The organism is Pseudomonadota bacterium (assembly GCA_022572885.1).
Taxonomy (GTDB): Bacteria; Pseudomonadota; Gammaproteobacteria; order Steroidobacterales; family MnTg04; genus MnTg04.
This window is the reverse complement of the sequence record JACZVC010000001.1, coordinates 64,905-85,237: the sequence shown is the minus strand read 5'-3', so window position 1 is coordinate 85,237 and position 20,333 is coordinate 64,905. Positions and strand designations below refer to the sequence as shown.

Annotated in this window: 21 protein-coding genes; 5 read left to right on the top strand and 16 right to left on the bottom strand. The window is 55.4% G+C overall.

The genetic code is table 11. From position 1 onward, the window contains the following. The first annotated feature begins 7 nt into the window (after window positions 1–7). Together rpoA and rplQ are read left to right on the top strand one after the other, a co-directional pair. Entirely contained in the window at window positions 8–1,012 is a 1,005-nt protein-coding gene (gene rpoA, locus IIA05_00410; protein ID MCH9025564.1) for a DNA-directed RNA polymerase subunit alpha, read from the top strand. 41 nt (window positions 1,013–1,053) lie between these two features. Then, complete coding sequence (gene rplQ / locus IIA05_00405; GenBank protein ID MCH9025563.1) at window positions 1,054–1,425, top strand: 50S ribosomal protein L17; 372 nt, start codon at window positions 1,054–1,056, stop codon at window positions 1,423–1,425. 81 nt (window positions 1,426–1,506) lie between these two features. Here rplQ and pepQ read toward each other — a convergent pair whose 3' ends face one another. After that, on the bottom strand, window positions 1,507–2,829 hold the full coding sequence (pepQ, locus tag IIA05_00400) for a Xaa-Pro dipeptidase (GenBank protein ID MCH9025562.1): 1,323 nt from the start codon (window positions 2,827–2,829) through the stop codon (window positions 1,507–1,509). A gap of 96 nt (window positions 2,830–2,925) precedes the next feature. On the opposite strand from pepQ, the gene ggt reads away from it, so the two are divergent. Then, window positions 2,926–4,626, top strand: a complete 1,701-nt coding sequence (gene ggt / locus IIA05_00395) for a gamma-glutamyltransferase (GenBank protein ID MCH9025561.1) — start codon at window positions 2,926–2,928, stop codon at window positions 4,624–4,626. 330 nt (window positions 4,627–4,956) lie between these two features. On the opposite strand, the gene IIA05_00390 is transcribed toward ggt, so the two are convergent. From IIA05_00390 to IIA05_00325, 14 genes are all read right to left on the bottom strand, one after another. Continuing rightward, the gene (locus tag IIA05_00390; protein MCH9025560.1) at window positions 4,957–5,610 is read right to left on the bottom strand and encodes a protocatechuate 3,4-dioxygenase; all 654 of its coding nucleotides are present in this window, start codon (window positions 5,608–5,610) and stop codon (window positions 4,957–4,959) included. 195 nt (window positions 5,611–5,805) lie between these two features. After that, complete coding sequence (locus IIA05_00385) at window positions 5,806–5,949, bottom strand: addiction module protein (protein ID MCH9025559.1); 144 nt, start codon at window positions 5,947–5,949, stop codon at window positions 5,806–5,808. A 202-nt stretch (window positions 5,950–6,151) separates the two neighbouring features. Continuing rightward, window positions 6,152–6,751, bottom strand: coding sequence for a DUF4919 domain-containing protein (locus tag IIA05_00380; GenBank protein MCH9025558.1), 600 nt, complete (start codon window positions 6,749–6,751; stop codon window positions 6,152–6,154). Window positions 6,752–6,839: 88 nt separating this feature from the next. After that, the gene (locus tag IIA05_00375; protein ID MCH9025557.1) at window positions 6,840–7,166 is read right to left on the bottom strand and encodes a toxin-antitoxin system HicB family antitoxin; all 327 of its coding nucleotides are present in this window, start codon (window positions 7,164–7,166) and stop codon (window positions 6,840–6,842) included. Further along, a complete protein-coding gene (locus IIA05_00370) occupies window positions 7,159–7,410 on the bottom strand; it encodes a toxin HicA (GenBank protein MCH9025556.1) in 252 nt (83 codons plus the stop codon). Before IIA05_00370 ends, IIA05_00375 begins: the two co-directional genes overlap by 8 nt. Before the next feature lie 206 nt (window positions 7,411–7,616). Then, on the bottom strand, window positions 7,617–8,048 hold the full coding sequence (locus IIA05_00365) for a hypothetical protein (GenBank protein MCH9025555.1): 432 nt from the start codon (window positions 8,046–8,048) through the stop codon (window positions 7,617–7,619). A 258-nt stretch (window positions 8,049–8,306) separates the two neighbouring features. Further along, entirely contained in the window at window positions 8,307–8,600 is a 294-nt protein-coding gene (locus IIA05_00360) for a hypothetical protein (GenBank protein ID MCH9025554.1), read from the bottom strand. 736 nt (window positions 8,601–9,336) lie between these two features. After that, a complete protein-coding gene (locus tag IIA05_00355; GenBank protein MCH9025553.1) occupies window positions 9,337–11,982 on the bottom strand; it encodes a hypothetical protein in 2,646 nt (881 codons plus the stop codon). Between the two features lie 182 nt (window positions 11,983–12,164). Beyond that, a complete protein-coding gene (locus IIA05_00350; protein MCH9025552.1) occupies window positions 12,165–12,704 on the bottom strand; it encodes a DUF1697 domain-containing protein in 540 nt (179 codons plus the stop codon). 90 nt (window positions 12,705–12,794) lie between these two features. Further along, a complete protein-coding gene (locus IIA05_00345) occupies window positions 12,795–13,262 on the bottom strand; it encodes a hypothetical protein (protein MCH9025551.1) in 468 nt (155 codons plus the stop codon). A gap of 151 nt (window positions 13,263–13,413) precedes the next feature. After that, on the bottom strand, window positions 13,414–14,133 hold the full coding sequence (locus IIA05_00340; protein MCH9025550.1) for a DUF4386 domain-containing protein: 720 nt from the start codon (window positions 14,131–14,133) through the stop codon (window positions 13,414–13,416). A 166-nt stretch (window positions 14,134–14,299) separates the two neighbouring features. Continuing rightward, complete coding sequence (locus IIA05_00335) at window positions 14,300–15,559, bottom strand: beta-lactamase family protein (protein MCH9025549.1); 1,260 nt, start codon at window positions 15,557–15,559, stop codon at window positions 14,300–14,302. Window positions 15,560–15,693: 134 nt separating this feature from the next. After that, on the bottom strand, window positions 15,694–16,032 hold the full coding sequence (locus IIA05_00330; GenBank protein MCH9025548.1) for a toxin-antitoxin system HicB family antitoxin: 339 nt from the start codon (window positions 16,030–16,032) through the stop codon (window positions 15,694–15,696). After that, window positions 16,025–16,222, bottom strand: a complete 198-nt coding sequence (locus IIA05_00325) for a type II toxin-antitoxin system HicA family toxin (GenBank protein ID MCH9025547.1) — start codon at window positions 16,220–16,222, stop codon at window positions 16,025–16,027. The genes IIA05_00330 and IIA05_00325 overlap by 8 nt, the downstream gene beginning before the upstream one ends. A gap of 418 nt (window positions 16,223–16,640) precedes the next feature. On the opposite strand from IIA05_00325, the gene IIA05_00320 reads away from it, so the two are divergent. Then, complete coding sequence (locus IIA05_00320) at window positions 16,641–17,624, top strand: integron integrase (protein MCH9025546.1); 984 nt, start codon at window positions 16,641–16,643, stop codon at window positions 17,622–17,624. Between the two features lie 5 nt (window positions 17,625–17,629). On the opposite strand, the gene IIA05_00315 is transcribed toward IIA05_00320, so the two are convergent. Beyond that, window positions 17,630–18,103: an OsmC family protein gene (locus tag IIA05_00315; GenBank protein ID MCH9025545.1), complete on the bottom strand. Its 474-nt coding sequence runs from the start codon at window positions 18,101–18,103 to the stop codon at window positions 17,630–17,632. Window positions 18,104–18,198: 95 nt separating this feature from the next. Between IIA05_00315 and IIA05_00310 the strand changes: the two genes are divergently transcribed. Beyond that, entirely contained in the window at window positions 18,199–20,307 is a 2,109-nt protein-coding gene (locus IIA05_00310) for a tetratricopeptide repeat protein (GenBank protein ID MCH9025544.1), read from the top strand. Window positions 20,308–20,333: the final 26 nt, after the last annotated feature.

Genomic DNA, 20,333 nt, shown 5'->3' with positions numbered 1-20,333 from the left:
TCGATCAATGCTGGATAGCACTACAGATTTTCTCAAGCCACGGGTCGTCAAGCTGATTTCCCGCGATGAAAACCAGGCCCGAGTGGTTATCGAACCGTTCGAGCGTGGTTTTGGCCACACGCTGGGCAACGCCCTGCGTCGTATCCTTTTGTCTTCGATGCCCGGTAGCGCCATTGTCGAGGCGGAAATCGAGGGTGTGCTGCACGAGTACACCAGCATCGAAGGCGTGCAGGAAGACATCGTCGATATCCTGCTCAACCTCAAGCAAGTTGCGTTGTGCATGCACACGCGCGAGGAAGCGACGCTGAGCCTGGTCAAGAAAGGCCCCGGCCCGGTGACCGCCGGCGATATAGCCGTCGATCACGATATCGAAGTGGTCAACCCCGATTTTGTCATTGCGAACCTGACCAAGAAAGGTGAGCTTCGCATGACTTTGAAAATCCGGCGTGGCCGCGGCTATCTACCGGCCAAGCAGCGGGTCAGCTTTGACGAGGCTTCGCGCGAGATCGGCGTCCTGCAGCTCGACGCCTCGTTCAGCCCGATTCGCCGCGTGACGTACAGCGTCGAGGCGGCCCGTGTCGAGCAGCGCACCGACCTCGACAAGCTGATCATCGATATCGAAACCAACGGCGCGATCGATCCGGAGGAAGCGATACGCCGTGCCGGCAGCATTCTCAAGGATCAGCTCTCGGTATTCGTCGACCTGCAAGGGCAGGATGACATGGCGGCGAGCACGGCAGAAGCGCAGATCGATCCGATCCTGCTGCGCCCGGTTGACGATCTTGAGTTGACGGTTCGCTCGGCAAACTGCCTGAAGGCGGAAAGCATTAACTACATCGGCGACCTCGTTCAGTGTACCGAAGTTGAACTGCTGCGCACGCCGAACCTGGGCAAGAAGTCGCTGACAGAGATCAAGGAAGTTTTGCTCAGCCATGAACTGTCGCTGGGCATGCGCCTGGAAAACTGGCCGCCACCCAGCCTGCAACCTGAAGAAGAGCGGGTTATTGCCTGATCCGCGCGGATCCGCTCTCTTCATGAATTGGAATCAATAACATGCATCATCGCAAATCCGGCCGCAGACTCGGGCGCAACAGCTCGCACCGCAAAGCCATGTTCAAGAACATGGCGGTGTCCTTGCTGCGTCATGAAACCATCCGCACCACGCTGCCGAAGGCCAAGGAACTGCGCCGGGTTGTCGAGCCGCTGATCACGCTGGCCAAGACCGATGGCGTTGCACAGCGCCGCCGCGCTTTCGATCGCCTGCGCGACAAGGAAGCCGTGGGCAAACTTTTTACCGAAATCGGTCCACGCTACGTCAACCGTCCCGGCGGTTACCTGCGCATTCTGAAGGCAGGGTTGCGACCGGGCGATTCAGCCCCGATGGCGGTGGTCAAACTGGTCGAGGAAACGCCCGCCAGCGAATAAACCACAGCAACAATAAGGCCAGGCAGGCTGGATAGTCTGTCAGCCGCACCAAAAAAACCGCGTTCACCCGCGGTTTTTTGTTTAGAGCGCGGAAAATGCGTCCCGGGTCAGGTTTTCGCAAGCCCCATCGCTTGCCCGCACATTGTCCTCGACCCTGATGCCGCCGTAGGGGCTGAATTTATCGATCGCGGCCCAGTTAATCCTGGCCGAGTCGCTGCCATCGCGAACCGGTTGCAGCAGTTGCTCGATAAAATAAATCCCCGGTTCGATGGTCATGACCCAGTCCTCTTCGAGTACGCGCGTCAGCCGCAGGTACGGGTGACCGTCTGGCGGGGCTATCCTGCCGCCGCCGGCGCCGGCGGAGAAACCGCCGTTGTCATGCACGTGCAGACCGATCAGGTGACCCAGGCCATGCGGGAAAAACACGCCGCTCAGCCCGCTGGACACAGCTTCTTCGGCGCTGACATTGATCACATCGAAGTCGGCGAGGAGGCCTGCCAGCAGCAGATGGGCCTGCAAATGCAATTCGCGGTAATCCAGGCCGGGTTTGACCCGTGAACATATCTCCAGCTGGGTTTTCTCCATGGCCGCAATCATGGCCTGGAAATCACCGTCTTCCGCCGCGTAGGTTCGCGTGATATCGGAGGCATAGCCATTGCATTGCGCGCCGGCATCGATCAGGAACGACAATCGTTCAGCCGGGTTTTCCCGTTCCAGGGCCTGGTAATGCAAGACCGAGCCGTGATTGTTGAGCGCAATGATGTTGCCGTAGGGGAGTTGGTGCTCCATATGGCCGGTGGCTTGCAGGTAGGCGAGATGGATTTCGAACTCGGTCGCACCATCCCGGAATGCACGCTCGGCCGCACGGTGGCCACGGCACCCCAGTTTCGATGCCGCGCGCATGCAGGCGAGCTCGTATCCTGATTTCGCGGCGCGGTGGTGGTCGAGATGATCGATCAGGGGTTGCGGATTGACCGCGGATACGCCCCAACTGCCAGCGCTGTCAGTGTCCTCGCCGATGAAAGCGGTTTTCGATAGGTCTTTGGGTAGCAGATCGCGAATCTCGTCCGGATCACCGATCAGTTTCACAGCGAAATGATCGACCCAGTAATCGGTCGGCGCGAGCGCCGCATCGTGCCAGTAATCGATTGGCCGGAAAAAGATAAACAGCGGTTTCTCGCCCGGCCGGTAATGCAGCCAGCAGTTTGGGTTATCGGTTACCGGCGCCCACCATCTGAGGTGTGGATTCGCCTTGAACGGATAGCTGTTATCGTCGTGGAAAACGATCTTCAGCGCACCACCGGCGATGAGTAGACCGTCGTAGCCGGTGGCCTCCAGTGCCTGGTCCGTATAGCCCTTCACCCGCTCCAGGTGGGCCGGGTAATGCGTCGCCAACTCAGTCATTGTGTGGTCCCTGCAAAAGAATCCAGTGTATAACAACCCTGCTGGCCATTACGATTTTGTGGGACAATCAGGGATCGCCGACGATGGAGACCCCGAATGCGAAGCCAGTGGATTTTGAGTGGACTGATGTTGTTTATGGTGACCCCGATGGCATATGGATACGACCGAGAATCAGGCAACAGCTTTGCCGGCCGCTCCGAAGTCATTGCAACTCATGGCATGGCGGCGACCAGCCAGCCGCTGGCGACCCAGATAGCGATCGATATTCTCAAGACCGGTGGCAACGCGATCGACGCAGCCATCGCGGCAAACGCCGCACTCGGCCTGATGGAGCCGACCGGTAACGGCATCGGCGGCGATTTGTTCGCGATAATCTGGGACGCCAAAACGAAGAAACTGTATGGCCTGAATGCCAGCGGGCGCTCGCCGCGCTCCCTCACCCGGGAATGGTTCATCGACAACGGCTACGAGTCGATCCCACGGCGTGGGGCACTGCCGGTCAGCGTGCCGGGCACGGTCGATGGCTGGTTCGAGATGCATCAGCGCTTTGGCTCGCTGCCGATGAAAGAAATACTCGAACCCGCGATCGATTACGCCCGCGATGGCTTCCCGGTCAGCGAATCCATCGCCTGGCTGTGGAAAAAATACGAGACCATACTCGGCGATTACCCTGCGTTCCGTGAGACCTATTTGCCCAATGGCCGGGCGCCCGCCAAGGGCGAGATTTTCAAGAACCCGCGACTGGCAAATACCCTGGAAAAAATCGCCGAGGGCGGGCGTGATGTGTTCTACAAGGGTGAGATGGCGCATGTCATCGCCAACCACGTGCAGGCCAACGGCGGCTTCCTCAGCTACGAGGATCTGCTCAGTCACCATTCCGAATGGGTTGAGCCGGTCTCGACGAGTTATCGCGGTTACGATGTCTGGGAGCTGCCGCCGAATGGACAGGGTATCGCGGCCCTGCAGATGCTGAACATTCTCGAAGCCTACGATCTTCGATCAATGGGTTTTGGCAGCGCTGATTACCTGCACGTGCTGACCGAAGCAAAGAAACTGGCTTTCGAGGATCGGGCGAAGTTCTATGCCGATCCCGATTTCGCCGATGTGCCGGTCAAGGAATTGATTTCGAAGGAATACGCAGACCGGCGGCGAAAACTTTTGAACATGGACAAAGCAGCGATGGTATTTCCGCCGGGAGATCCGAAGCTGGAAAACGGCGATACCATTTACCTTGCGACGGCCGATAAATACGGCAACATGGTCTCGCTGATCCAGAGCAATTATCGCGGCATGGGTTCGGGCATGGTGCCGCCCGGCCTCGGCTTCAACTTGCAGGACCGCGGTGAGTTGTTCAGCCTCGAAGAGGGCCATGCCAACAGCTTCGAGCCGGGCAAACGCCCTTTCCATACCATCATCCCGGCATTCGTTACCAAAGACGGCAAGCCCTGGCTGAGTTTTGGCATTATGGGTGGGCCGATGCAGCCACAGGCGCATGTGCAGATCCTGGTCAACCTGATCGATTTCGGCATGAACCTGCAGGAGGCGGGCGACGCGCCACGCCTGCGCCACGAAAGCAGCAGCCAGCCGACCGGTGGGCAAATGCGCGATGGCGGCGTGCTTTTTCTGGAATCCGGAATTGACGATCAGGTCATTATGGAACTGACCCAAAGAGGTCACACTGTGAGCCTGTCGGCCGGCAAATTTGGCGGCTACCAGGCGATCCGCCGCGATGAGGAAAACGGCACTTATATCGGTGCGTCCGAATCCAGAAAGGACGGGCACGCAGCAGGTTATTGAGAGGCTGGCGCTTGGCGGGCAGCGGCTTCGTACAGGCTTATTTACTGTCCAACTGGCGCTAGCCTGGCGTGAATTGCGCGAGTATACGTGCGATCGTTTTTTGAATGACCGGCGATGGTTCCTGCCGGTCGGGGTCGCTTATCGTCGATACACGACCAAGTATTAGCGGGAATCGATTTTCCGGCTCCTGCCAATATCTGTTTTTTTTGCCAGGCGCTTCAGTTCTTTCCCAGGTTCGATTGGCAGCATAGATTCTCCTCCGGGAAACTCAAAGTAAAATACCTAACGCCTCGATTCACCGACGCATTTAGCCTCCGGTGCTGTTGGTAGTCATGCCTTTTGCAAAACGATTGTGTAAGCATAAACGCCTGGTCGTTCTTCTATTCTTGAAGCAATCATCAGTTTTCTTTCTTCATTGCTCTTTCGTTTTAACAAAAGATCTGAATCGTTAAGTTGATGTCCCGGGAAATACATTTGTGTAGTGAGTTCAATAAATCCTCTCTTGCTGACCTTGAAATGTATATGTGGAGGCCTTGTCCAATTATCAGATGCCGGATAAGCGCCAGGGCTGACAGTTTTGAAACGAAACTTTCCTTCTTTTCCACTTGGCACGATAGCCCAGCCTTGAAAGTTAGGGTCCAATGGAGCTTCGCTCGAATCATGCGGATGCCTATATCTTCCAGCTGCATTCGCTTGCCACAAGTCAACCGTGACATCCTCAACTGGGTTGCCATCCGTATCCAGAACTTGCCCCTGGATGATGATGGTCTTTCCCTTAGCCACTCCCTGTTTGCCCTCTACCCGTGTTAGATCAAAGTCCTTGTCTTTCTGCGCTAAAACGGGATAGAAAGGCCCTTCGCCTTCTGATGGAGTGGGGTCTAAGGTTGGCAAATATCTCGCATAAGCAGAACTTGCAAACAGACTTGCCGCTCCGCCGATTACCCCGTGCCTTAGAAATTTTCGCCTGTTCATTTTGGACTCCATTGTCTTTGCATAACAGCTAAAGCAAATCGATTCTCTTATTATAACTGTAGTTGATTGCAACAGTTTGTTTGGCAATCAATAGGGTCTAATTTTCGTCAGTTTCCGCCTGTTCTTTCGTGATTCCAGAGTCTTCCAGGTTCTTCTCCAAGTCTCCCTGCTCTGCTTTTGCCTCGGAAAGCAGGCGGTATCTCGGCGTCAGCCCCGGTTCAGAATTGCTTCAGAAATCTCTTCACCCGAATGAGCGGTTGTCTGACCGCTGCGGTATGCTGCCAGGCGTCTCTCGGCCTCATCAAGCCACTGTTGTTCGACATCTCCGTCATTTTGTCTTTCAAGCGTCACAATGAGGCGCCGAAATAGCCGTACTCTTTCTTTTATCGGCGGCGTCGCGCTTGGGATTCGATATCTGCCTGACTCTTTGCCACAGGGAAACTCTACGCCTGCGTTGGATGCTCAGTCAATGGCAAAAATCGGCAAAATGTTAACGAAAGCATCCAACGTTTAGCCCACTGCCGGTTAAGTGCGCTTTCTCGCTCGCACATCGCTAATCCAGCGTTTTCAGCATTTTGGCTAACCTCGCAAAATGAGCTGCGGGATTAAAATAAATCGATACTTCCTCGCCCTTATCGTTTAACGCTGTGATCAAATCACACATTATTGGGCCGGAAACAAGTGCCTGGGATTTTCGTTCCAAACCAAAAAAATACAATGCGTCATATTCCTCGGCAACTGAAATTGTTACGTAAGCTGTTTCGGGCGTCTTGCCATCGCCGGAGGCGACAATCGAATCCATGAGGCCTTCTGCCCAGCGAAAGTGGTCCTGGCCTTCCTGCTCACGACCGAGTTTGGTCAACGCAATCCCGGTGTAGTGGTGGGCTCGAATGTCGACCGGACAGCGATCCAGCCAATTGAGTCCTTGGTTGGCAGCCGCCTCCCATTGTCCATTATTCATTGCCTCAACCATTGACTGCATCGGCCGGCTTCTCTCACAAAGAGAGTAGTAGTTGCCATCCCATCCGATTTGCTGCCTCAGCCCTGAGTAATCTGGACTATCGGTCCAGTTGTAGTTTGGCGTGGTCTTCTCTGCGGTCGTGACACAAGTACCGATAGTAAGAGCAAGCAAAACGATTAATCGATAACCCATAGTGCACTTAACGACCTGCATCAGTGGCCGGCCGCAGGCCGGTCCGGCGCCGCAGGCGCGAACTGCATGCGCTGGTTACGTGCCATAGCTACGTTAGTTTGCTCGCCACAAGACGATTCAAACTCACCCCCGACTCCGCTGCTTGAATTGCCAGCATTCGATGAGTCTGCGGTGGTACGCGAACCATGAACTTACCACTGAAACTCCTGGCGGATATTGCCTCCGGCACTACTTCCTTGTTTACAGCCATGTCTTTGATGCACGATTTCACAAGCTTGCGAATACCTGCCAAAGCTTTTTCCGGATGCTTTTCGAGCCAACTTAAACTTGGAAATTCAGCGCATAACCCAACGTGCTCCTGATCTTCCTCCGACCAGGTAACTCTATACGTGTAACGATCAATATCTTTAGCCATTTTCTTCCTCCAGGCGTTGAATTGCCTGTAGTACTTGGCGCACCTGGTATGGTTTGGCCTTACCCTTTGCGCTTTGAATATTTACCCGTGGGTTTCCCTGCCACGGTGTCTTATAGACCCGATGGCTGGTTCCCGACTGCCTGGGCTCCCCGAAGTACTGATCGCAAATCTTGCTAAGGTCTTTGAAGCTTACGCCCTTTGGATTTCGCCTCATTCGCTTCAGGATGTCGTCGGTAGAAGCCACCCACGAATAGTATCACTATTGATATTATGGTCAAGGGGTGAACCCCTGAAAATGGCACACAGTGTCTAAGGCATTTAACGCCATGCTCAGCGGCAATTTAAAGTGGCACGTTTTTGCGCATGCAAAAAAAGTGACGCTTTAATTTGTCCGCTGGAGCTATTTGTTAGGCTTTTTTTTGAATTCATCTATTGTAAACAGTAAAAGTTCTATGTTTTCTCTTTAGTGAATATCATCCGAACAGCTCTACCTTCTTCTCCCCAAGGTGCAATATTTGTCATTTGAAGAATTAGAGAACCGTCTGGCCGCTCAGTTAGTTTACTCTGCCAACCCCAACTTGGGCTTGAAGGTACTTCATAAGTATGTTTAAAAGTGAAGAGCCCCCATGCACCAGAAACGTCTGTACATTTAACAGCCTCTGGTTGATGCCAACTATCAACCCAACTTCCACCGCTTTCGTTAATAGTAAAATTACCTTTTTTTGTTTCGCCTTCGTGAATCCAAGTGTAGTTTATAGCACCACTCTTAACTTGCAATTGACAGTCATAAGAATCAGCTTTATTTCCTTCAGGGTCGAGCCAAAGCTCGCCTCTTCCTGTCCATTTCGTTCCTTCTAGCTTAGAAAGTAATTGCCTATCCATAATCCCCGCCAATCATCAATTTAAATGATATTTTTCTGATAAACCTAACGATAGAACTCAGCAGCGCTTGAGGCTGACGTGGGCTTTGCGGCAGCAAAGGGCGCGGCAGGGTCAAGTGACTGCTGCAGTGGCTTGTTAGGCTGCATTTGCTCATTTCCTAATGTCATATGTCGTCGAAATGTGAATAAACTTTAGCTCCCAATCTGAATCTCCAAACAGGATATCCTCTCCACCCGAAACCACAAGTCCATCAATGCATCATTCACACAATAAATTTCCGAATTTGGACTTGTAGCCAGCTTCCCATTGGACTTCGAGACTATATCGCGGGCGGCTTTCTTCGCAGATTGGACAACGTAGAGATTTGCGGCGGCTTTTCGGTGAAACGGCGATAACGCGCGCAAAGCGGAACAACTCGTACCAAGATAGGCCTTCTGGAGGAATCGTTCCGCCAATCGGGACATTTACTACCGACCCAACCATTGCCTCAATTTCGCGATCGGTCAGGCGGTCACTTAGTCCGGAGACCTGAATATTTGTCGATTCATTCATGAGATCGGTTCGCAGCCTAACGAATTGGAATTCTGCCGCCGCACCCGCCCGCTGACAAACCACAAGCGCTACCCGACAGGAGACGCCGAGCGAAGCTGACGGACACCCAAGCCCAATCCTAGGACCAGTGACGCTACCACCACGGCGAAGAGGTTCACAGCCGAGTCTATCGCAATGACGCGCGGTGAAAGGGCCTCCTGCCAGGCCCACACAGCCATTCCGACCGTCCCTGGGACCCAAAGAACGAGGGTTGCAGCAAGAGTAGCTCTCAGCGCCGCAGCCTGGCGAGACCCGCTCGTCATGTAGGCCGTAATCGCCGCGCCAAAGAGTAGAGTCAGTGGCAACCACACGACCAAGAAGTCGGGAGTCCAAGGCATGGGGCGGCCGCTTGCGACCGTCGCCTCCAGCCACTCCCGACGCATAAACACGAACCAGGCGATACCCCAGACGGAGTTGTAAGCGGCAGCCCACGCCGCCCCACCGGCAAAGATCCGCAGCCATTTTTTCCAGCGCATTGGCGGTCCCTCCAAGTGCCTGGTTAATCCGCAGCCTAACGCTTGGCATCAGCCGCCGCCGTAGGCGGTCGGCTGGATGCCATTGTTATGTTGCGGATTCAAAACTACCTACATGCTTACGCCTGGGATTATGATTTAAGAGAATTCCGAGATGCCCTACCACTTTACCTTCACATACTGAGATAAGCTCTACCTCAATGCTCATCACGATTCCTCCCTGGTTACGACAGAAAACGGATCACTCCCGCCGTCCCATCGACTTCGACCCTCTGGCCGTCGTAGAGCTTCGTCATCACCCGGTCGATGCCCACAACGCACGGCTTTCCGTACTCGCGCGCGATCACCGCACCGTGCTGCAGAATCCCGCCGACCTCGAGCACGACCGCGGCGGCGTTCACGAACAGCGGCGTCCAGCCCGGATCCGTCGTGTACGCGACCAATACGTCCCCCTTGTTGATGGGCTTCTCGTAGGGGTCGCGGAGCATCTTGACCGGACCCGTCACCACACCGGGCGACACACCCATCCCGCTCAGCTCGCCGGGCTTCTCCTCGCGCGGAGCGGGCCGAAGGATCCGGCCTCGCGAGTCGATCACTTGAGGGAACTCCGTCACCTGGGCTTCGAGTATCTTGAGGAAACGCGTCCGCTCCTCACGGACCTTTCGCAGGTCCAGCGAAGGATCCAAGTTGGCCGATTCGAGGTCGCGGACCGTCAGATCGAAGACGTCCTCGGCTGCATCGAGACGCCCCTCTCGGACCAGGCGTTTGCCCTCGATCAGGGCGCGCTTGCGCAGGGCGTAGTTGAACAAGACTATTTGGTGTTTGGGCGTGTCGCGGTGTCCGGCGAACAATTCAATGAGAAGGTGGACCCGGCGCAATAATACCCGCCGCAGCCAGCTCAACCGGCTCATCAACTCTTGGTAGGCTTGTCGTCGCTCGGCTACGTGGCGTTGGTGCGCGGCTTCCGGATCAAAGCCCTCGTCGTCGACGGTCATGAAGGACATCTGCCTCAGTGCGAGACCGGGGTCGTCTGCATAGCGCGGGCTCGCCTGGTCCATCTCCAGAGGACCGCGCCAGCCGTACGTCGACAGGAAAGCGTCCCACGCGCTCAAGAACTGCGCGGACATCTGGCGATTCTCGACACGTTCGGCCAACCGGGCCAGGTCCTCGAAGTCGGATGGCTCCAACAGCTTGGCCAGACGAAACATCGCGATCCCCATCTCGACGACGACGTTGCCCGTGAAGCCGAGCTGGAGCTTCTTGGCGAGAGCGTTCACCTCGGCTGACTTCTTGCCGACCACACGATGGACCGACGCCATTGCGAGTAAGCCGGCCCCGAGCGCTCCCCCTGTAACGCCGAACATCTGAAACATGGGTGCGACGCAGGTCTGCCGGAATTCGGCGAGTGGAAGGCTATAGTCGAGGTTCTCGGTAAACTCTACCTCGTAGGCGTCGACCTTCCGCTGGTACGCTCGGTGTGCGCGCTCTGGAGCCAGGATGGCCCACAGCATGCTCCAGAGGCAGCCGCGTGAAAGCCACAACACCCTGGGAACTGACCATAGGATCCCGAATCGCATCCATAGCGGTCTCGTGGCCGACCGGTACCGCTTCTCATCGATGTTGGCCATGATATCCCCCAGCAACACGTCGTTGGGGGCGTTCCCCTTAGACAGTTTCTTTGGACTCACCAACCACATCACGTTGGATAAATTTGTGTACATGCGGCCGCCCGCGAAGAACAGCAGACCCTTCTCAGAGCTAACGTCGATTCCGAAGAACTTCTCCAGAAAGGAGCCAACGAAATCTTCCTGCCATTCCTGCTCCATCGGCGAGATGGGTGCATTAATCGTCATCCCCTTCGACAGGGCACTGTCCACGTACAGCCGCCTGCGTTGACCGGGCTTGGTCAGCATTTCGGGCGGGAGCGGCACGTAGGTGGTAATGGGGCGCGCCTGCAGCACGTGGAGCTGACCGTCAGCGTAGGCCCACTCGATGTCCGTCGGCTTATCAAAGAGCGTCTCGATTCGACACATCACCTCGGTCAGCTCGCCGAGCTGGGCGTCGCTGAGGGTGAGCTCCGACGAACGGTGGCCCTTCCGTTCGATGGTGCCGCCATCAGGACCTAGCCAGACCGAAACCTTCTTGGCGCCCAGCTTCTTGTCCACGACCCGTCGATTGACCTTGTCGACGATGAAGTGGTCGGGTGACACGAGCCCGGCAACGACCGACTCTCCCAGGCCCCAGTTCGCATCGATGACAGCCTCGTCATAGTCGTTCGTGAGCGGGTTGAGCGAGAACCCCACGCCAGCGACCTCGCTGTCGATCTGCTGCTGCACGACCACGGCGATGCGCGGCGACAGCACGTCGAAGCCGTGTTCCTTTTTGTAGACGAATACGCGCTCGTCGAGGCTTGAGGCAAAGCAGTGTCGCACCGCGTCTTCCAGATCGGCCGGGCGCACGCCCAGGCGGGTCTCGTAGCCCCCGGCGAACGAGGCCGACGCCAGGTCTTCCTCGGGCGAGGACGAGCGCACCGCGAACAGCACGTCGTCGTCCAGCGCTGCGAGGTCCTTGCGCAGGTCCAAAAGGGCTTGTCGCTGGGTCGCCGTCAGCGTGAGGGCAGGGCAGAGCCTCTTCAGTTCGTTGCAGAGGGGCGCCCACTTGTCCGGCGTCGCGTCGGCCAGCGCCGTCCACGTCGCGGACCCCTGAATCTCGTCGAACCAGGGCGCGAAGAACTCCGTGGTGAGCACGGCGCCGGGCGGAACGGGCAAGCCCGCTTCGACCATCCGGATCAGCGAATAGCCCTTGCCGCCGACCTCCGCGAGGGTCGTCTGCTCGGTACCAGGAAACGAAATGGTCAGGGTTATGCCCATACCTCCGCGCTTGATTGTTTGGATAGAAGACTCCGCTCGCAACGTCCATTGTAGATGAGATACTTCATTGGATCGAAAAACCATGCGCGGCATAACGCCCATAACAGGCGCCGTTGGAAAGCGCCCAAAAAATGCGTAATAGTTTCCCGGTCGCATGCTTATGCTGGTTATGTGGGACTTCGCTACGCAGACAATTCATACAATTTATGTACAGACTTCCAATTTCTAGTGGTTGCCTCCACTCCAAGCTTATTCTCAAGAAAGGTATTCGACAGCTTACTTTTCCCGTAGCCATTGGGACAATACAGGTATACCTCTGTCCCTTTAACAACCAATTTTTCGGGTGAAACAACATATTTAAGAATATTAGAAACCTTAATTTTATTCGGCTTAGACCTTAAAAATGTTACTAACACCTTTGTCCCTTCTTCTACCAGATCAACAGGACCAAATGGGTTATTTTTAATAATATTCTCAAACTCCAATTTTGTGCGAATTTCCACAGGAACATGAAATTTATATTTCTTATCTATAGCTTCCTCTATCTTGGTTTTTAGATCAGTTTTATTTTTATCATTTGACTCAAATATCACATTGCCACTTTGTATGTAAGTCACGACATTCTTAAACCCCAGCGACTCATACAATGATTTCAGATCGAGCATTTTAATCTTCTTTTGCCCACTGACATTTATACCTCGAAGTACCGTAATATATTTCATGCATTCCTACGCTTTAAAGCACATAACGACCTGCATCAGCGGCCGGCCGTAGGCCGGTCCGGCGCCGCAGGCGCGAACTGCATGCGCTGGTTAGGTTTCAAACGCATCTCCAAGCTGACCTTTGCGCTCCAATTCGAGCCATTCCTCAAAGCCACTTTGTACTTCAATTGCATCAGCTTGTCGAAATTTTTCGTACGTCTGCAGCATAAATCGTATGCCTTCCATGGGCCGATTTTCCCTGACGCTATTTAGGAGCTGGTATTCCACATTTCCGGCAACATACGCACCAAGAAATTTAGAATTGGCATCAGATTCGATAGCGCCTAATTCAAATGGAAGATATTTCGCGTCAATTAGGACGAGAACGTCATCGGACCGCTCGGCAAAATTCAGCACGATTGCCACGGCGGCGAGAGCATCTTCGCTAACTGGATCGTCCCGAAATAGCTGAATTGCCTTAAGAGCAGTTTGTGGTGATATGTCATCGGCCCAATCGCCAGCAAAAGTGCAGAAAGAGCCCAGGATGGCCAGTAAAAAGACTATGAGTTTGGTTTTCACTAAAATTTGAAGAAACCTAACGACTTCGGCATCACCTGCGGTGCGCGAAGCACCGTCAGGTGCATGCCGTTGTTAGGCAGCGGCTCGCGTGCCTGCTGCCGTGTACGTTGGACAGCGATGAGCGAACCCCAATTTGTGAGCGCGACCAGCGTCACTGTGCAGTGAATTGATGAGCACACTTCTCCCATTTCTCGACATCGACACCCTTGATTAAGAGCCACAGCCAGAGTGCTAATTCCGACAGATGGGTAACGACGAGAAACGGATTAGTCCACAACGTGCGCTCTGATCCCGGGAACAGAAACCCTTGAACGAAGAGCACCAGATAGCCAAGACTTCCGATCATCAGCAGAATACCTATGGCCCTGGGAAGGAACCCGGACTTGAAGACTAGGAGCCCGAGAGGAAACAGCCACAGCCCGAAGAAGATCGAGGCGACGAGGCTTCCAAATCGCTGAAACTCCAGATATAACTTCACCTGCTCGTGCAGTTGGTCCGATGCTGATAGCAGGGCGGCGAACAGATTGACTTGATTGAGCATGTAGATGGGAACCGATGCCAGAACGAGAACGACCATGGTCATTGCGTGACTCTTGTCCACCGGTCGAAGAAGCCTGTAAAGGAGCAGCGCATAGAAAAGCCACGCGACCATCATTATGAGATTGCTGACGATACCGAGGCGAAGCATGAACTCGGAGGCCACGAAGTTGCCCGACGTCGCCACGATATCGTCACGTACAATGAGACGCGATATAACCACGTTTGCAAACGATCCGCTGGCGAGCATGGGCACACCGACGAGCGCAGTTGCCCTCGCATGAACGAGCGGCGACCGGCCGATGAGTTCTGAGAATCGTAAGTCTGAAGTCATTGCGGATCTCCGTATAGGTCTTGCTCAAGCTGCCTAACGTCGAGCTAACCGGCGCAGCTGAGACGCCGGAAAAGATGCACCGCCAACTGGCGCGACCGGTTCAGCGCCTTGTTAGGCGGCTCATGGCAATGGAACTTAATCTAGTCCAGAAGCCGATCATGATGGGTCATCGCACCGCGCCTGTCTGAACCGGCGTCCGGTCGTACGGAATGTATCCTTCCCACTCCAAGGGCGTGTAGGTGTCGGCGATAGTAAGGATCAGGAGGTGGTCGAAGATGCTCTCGGCGTTGTCGCTGTTGCTCATGAGGAGCACCCCCAAGTCCCTCTCGGGGAAGACAATCGAGTAGTGCTGAAAGCCGTCGCCGTGCCCCTCCTTGAACGCGCCCCAGCCGTAAGGAGTGCGGAGGAGGCCCCGGCCCAGCCCATAGCTGAGCTCGATCGCGTCGTTTGCACTGGTTTCCTCCGTGGCGCCCGCGCCGAACTGAGTCCTGAAGCGGATACGTACCTGCGGGCTGAAGATCTCGTTCCATGACGCCTGGCTGAGTCCCTCGCCACGCAGGACCGCCTCCATGAACCGCGTATAATCTTCAGTCGTGGTCTCCAGGGTGCTCGGCGCCCGGGCGGCGTTGTCCTTGTCCTTGGGGTAGACGGTCCCGTCCGCGCGGTGACCGACGGCGTAATCCCTTTCGAAGCGCGTCTGCCAAGTGTAACTGGAGGTCTTCATCCCGTACGGCCCGAAGATCTGCTCCTGCATCAGCTGCTCGAGCTGCTTGCCGGTGAGCTTCTCGAGGACGATCTGAAGAAAGGTCATCCCCTCGCCCGAGTAGCTGTAGCGCTCACCCGGCTCGAAGTGGATGCGCAGCTTGTGGTCCGGCTCGAACCAGCGCCAGTTGGGCAAGCCGGTGGTGTGGCTAAGGCTCATGCGAGCCGTGATTCGCCGATACCGCGGGTCGTCGCGCAGGTCGCCGAGATCCTCGTGCCATGACTCGCCCTGGTTCTCCCAAAGCGGCTCGTCCAGGTACTCCTGAAGCGGCGTGTCCAGGCCGATGACGCCCTGCTCGACGAGCCTCATTACCAGAACGGCGAAGACTGCCTTGCTGAGGGAGGCCCCGTAGAGCTCGGTGACGAGCCGGAGCGGCTGGCCCGCCGGGAGGTTGGCGAAGCCGAAGGCTCGCGAGTAGACCTTCTCGGCATCGTTGAAAATGGTGACGGTCAACCCTTGCACATCTGCCGCGCGGGTTAGCTCCTCAATGCGCTCAGTAAGGGTGGTGGGGTCGATCGTCGTGCCGTCCAAACGGATAATGTCCGGGTGCGCCGACCCCGGCCCTAGGGTGGCGCAGCCAGTGAGGCCAAGTAGAAGCACAATCGGCGATGCGCAGCGTATCCATCCTGCCCCCACACTTTTCTTACCCTTTTCCGGCTCCATAGCTCGCTCCCCAAAATTCGTGGTATTTCGATGGTGGTGCCGCCTAACGATTAGATAAGCGGCGAACCATGGCCGGCGATTTTCTTGCGCAAGCAAGAAAAGTGACGGGTAGGGTCGTCCGCTTCATCGACTGGTTATAAGCCAACCTCATCTCTTAGTACCTTCACGCAATATGAGTTCAGGCTTTCTTTTTCCTTCATGGACTCAATAGCCAAACGCTCATGAAGTGTTTCGCCTAGCCGGATATTGAAGCGACCCGAATATTTTTTTCCCGCTGTAGCTCGTGGCAGCGGAGCCCCATCCGCCTCGTAAATAGCGATCCACTCATCAACGAGGGTGCCGAGCTTTTTATAAACTTTGGCTTCGTTTTTCCCATGAACACCACCCAAAGCCAAGCCTGGTGCCCGACCAATGAAACACTGATCTTCTTCAGACCACTCGACCACTTTCAAATATTGATTACGTTTATTCATCACCGCTCAGCTCTATAGCTCGTTTGACGTCTCTAATCTGGTACCGCTTTGCATCCTGACCGGGCTTACCACTGAGTGTGATGTTGACACCTTCCGGATGTCGAAAGTTGCGGTGACCACCTTTGCCACCTCGATTCGCGAAGCCTGCGGACTCTAGGTCTCGAATCAATTCGCGAATCTTTGGTGGCATGCTATAATAGTACCATTATGGTACCACAATGACAAATAGCACGCTGGCGCTAATGTTCTAAGGCTTATAACAGTTAATTCTTTTGTTGTGGGTTTTGACGATCATTCAATGTAATTACTCGTTTTTGAATGCCTGTGGCTCGGAAAACTCCACTGACGCCATCCGTTGACGCGATATTCGAAGATCCCGCCGCTGTGGCTTTCGATCGCGAGCTTTGTATGCTGCGGCTAATTTATATGATAGCAAATTCCCAAAAGAGATAGAAAAGCTTTGTAAATCATGAATCTGGCGTAATTGGCTAGATTTGCGACTCGTGCGAGCAAACCCGGTGCCATATATCTAGTCGGGTGGTTTTTCAGAAGCACCAGAAAGGCTGCAGTGCCGCAGCAGACGGGGCGGCTTTATTGCTGGAATGATCATGGATGATATACGGCCCGCATTACCAAAGGAGTCGAATCGCTTTGTTTCTTTGTTCCGGAAATCGATTTGCGATCGCGGTCTGAGTTACGCGACTGAGAAAACCTACTTGCATTGGGTGCTTCGCTATATTCGTTTCCACCAGCGGCGGCATCCGCGTGAGCTCGGCAGTGAGCATATATCGCTTTTTCTCAGCGATCTCGCGGTGCAGCGGCATTGTTCCGTGGGTACGCAAAGAACTGCGCTGAATGCGCTGGTTTTTTTGTACAAGCATCATCTGGGCATCGAGTTGCCCAAGATCCGTTTCCGTTATGCCAGGCGGCCGCGCAGGATGCCGACGGTTTTTAGTCACAACGAAGCACTTGCCGTTATTCAACAGCTCGATGGCGTCGACAAGCTGATCGCCCGCATCCTGTACGGGTCCGGTCTGCGTATCAATGAGGCATTGCGGCTGCGGGTCAAGGACCTCGATTTCAGCAGTCTGCAAATCACTGTGCGAGATGGCAAGGGCGGTAGCGAGCGTTTTACCTTGCTGGCACGCTCTTTGGTCGACGATTTGCAAGCGCAGATCGGCAAGGCGTTGAAGTTGCACGATTATGACCTGTCGTGTGGCTATGGTGAGGTCTATTTGCCTGATGCGCTGGCGCGCAAGTATCCGTCAGCGGCGACGAATCCGGAATGGCAGTTCCTGTTTCCGGCGGCCACTATCGGAGTGGACCCGCAAACCGGTGTCCTTCGCCGTCATCATCGGCATTACTCGGCTTTTCACAAAGCGCTCAGGCCGGCGATTCGCAGGGCCGGCATTCACCGCAGGGCAGGGTCGCACACTTTTCGGCACTCCTTCGCCACGCGCCTGATCGAAACCGGCTACGACATCAAGCTGGTGCAGTCGTTACTCGGGCACGGCGATATTCGAACGACGGAGATCTATCTTCATGTCGTCCGCAACCGTGCCGGCGCGATCGTTAGCCCCGTTGACAGCTGAGCCCGCTATCCGGTTCCTGAAAACATGCTCGTGCCGCCGTTGGTTTTTGCTTGCCCGAAACTTGCTTTGTCGGTGATGGATACGCCTTTTGCCAAAGTTTTGTGGACCGGGCATCTTTGGACAATCTCTGCCAGCCTTTTTTTCTGTGCATCGTCAAAATCGCCGCTAATCTTTACATCGCTGTTGATGTGATCGATGAATCCCTGGGTCTCGTCATCGCAGTCATCACAGTCCTTTGCGTGTATCCGGTCGAATTCATAGCTCGCGGTAACTGAATCGAGTGCGATTTTTTTATGGCGACAATACAATGCCAGCGTAATGCAGGTACAGGCGGCCAGCGAGCCGAGCAGTAACTCGTAGGGATTGGGGCCGGTATCGGTGCCGCCCACAGGCACTGGCTCGTCCGCCTTCCATGTGTGGCGGCCGTTCGACAATTCGACTTCAGTCCCGGATGACAGTGTGGCGGTGATTTGACTCATGATCTTTGTCCTTTCGATGGCGTTGCCAGTCGCAGCATTGACATCTGCTAAAATCAAACCGGATCAACAGCCAACAGTATCTTTGCTCACTCGTTATGAATCAAACCATTCGCCTTGATGATGGCAGCGAAGTGCCGCTGCAGCAGCTTCTCGATCAGGCACTCCGGTTGCACCAGGCGGGAGCGCTTGATGAAGCGAAACCAATTTACGAGATGGTATTGCGGGCCGTTCCCGGCCAGTTTCACGCATTGCATTTTTTGGGCCTGGTTTATCATCAGCAAGGTGGGCACCAGCATGCCGAGGAACTGATTCTCCAGGCATTGGCCGCTGAACCGGGCGACGCGGACGCATTGTGCAATCTCGGTGCGGTGTATAACGCGATGCAAAAATCCGCCGAGGCCGCCGAACGTTTCCAGGCAGCGCTTGCGATCGATCCGGCATTGTCCGCCGCGCTAAACGGTCTTGGGAACGCGCGCTTCCGGCAAGGGCGTCTCGATGATGCGCAGGCGCAGTTCGAGGAGGCTCTGCGTGCTTCGCCAGGCTACCCGGAAGCGGGCACCAACTTGAGCATGGTTTTGCAGGCGCAGGGCGACCTGGAATCGGCGGAACAGGCGGTACGCAAGGCATTGCAGGCCGCGCCTGGACACCCGGGCTGCCTGGCGCAACTGGGTTCTGTGCTGGCGGCAAAAGGCGATCGGCAGGAGGCGGTGAGCGCATATCAGGCGTCCCTGAAAACCGTCCCGGACAATGCCGATACCTGGTACAACCTGGGCTTGTTGCTGGATGATTCCCGCATGGCCGGTGAGGCGCTAAGTTGTTATGGCCGCGCCTTGCAAATCGAACCGCTTCATGGCGGTGCGATCTCCGCAGCATTGTTTTTGCGCCGGGCGCTTTTTGACTGGGCTGGCGCCGAGAGATTGTCGCAGCAATATTTCAAGGCGCTTGAGCAGGGCGTCGGTGGGCTGACCCCGTTTTCCCTGACCCTCGAACACAGCACCGCGCAACAGCAAAGACATTGCGCCGAATTATGGGCGCGGCGGTTTTCCGGAATCGAGAAACTCCCTCCCGCGGAAAAATCCGGCAAGAATCAACTGGGCGATGACCGATTGACGCTCGCCTACGTCTCCGCCGATTTTTACCAGCACCCGACCGCACACCTGATGGCCGGATTGTTCGCCGCGCATGACCGTTCCAAATTTCGCCTGCTGGCCTATTCAAACGGCCCGGATGACAACAGCGCGATTCGCCGGCGGGTCATGGGTGCGTTCGACGAGTTTGTCGAAGTCAGCGGGTGGACGTCTGCGAAGATTGCCCAAAGAATCCGCGATGACCGGGTCGATATCCTGATTGACCTGAAAGGCTACACGCTGGATGCGATATCCGAGGTTTTCGCCTACCGGCCTGCGCCGGTGCAGGTCAGTTTTCTCGGCTATCCGGGAACGATGGGCGCGGAGTTTATCGATTACCTGATCGCCGATGACTTCGTGATACCCGATGGTAGCGAATCGGCATATAGCGAAAAAATCATACGCATGCCGGGTAGCTATCAAGTCAACGATCGTGATCGCGAAACCGCAACCGGCACGCCGGGCCGTACCGAGTTGGGATTGCCCGACAAAGGCATGGTTTATTGCTGTTTCAATGCGAGCCAGAAAATTACCCGGCAGACTTTTGCACGCTGGGTGGAAATTCTAAACGCGGTCCCGGGCAGCGTCCTTTGGCTGCTCGATCCCGACCCCAGGTGGCCGGCAAAAGATCACCTTCGGTCTTCTGCGAAAGACCTGGGGCTGGCGCCGGAACGCCTGATTTTTGCCAAAAAAATCGAACAAAAACAATATCTTGCCACATACCGTCATGCAGACCTGTTCCTCGATACGCTGCCTTACAACGCGCACACGACAGCCAGCGATGCGTTGTGGATGGGTTGCCCGGTGCTGACCTTGCCGGGGGAGACTTTTGCCTCGCGGGTCGCCGGAAGTATTTTGACGGCGGCAGAGTTGCCGGAACTGATCATGAATTCGGAAACGGAATATCGCGATATGGCGATTCACCTCGGGCAAGACAAGCAAGACCTGGCCGATCTGAAAAAGAAACTCGCGCGCAAACGGGAAACCTGCGCGTTGTTTGATACCGGAAAATTCACCAGGGATTTCGAGAAGGCCTTGCTGGATATTTCCTCGGGTAACCGAAAGATTCTGTTTTGATGCGGCTCTGTTGACCCGCGGACATC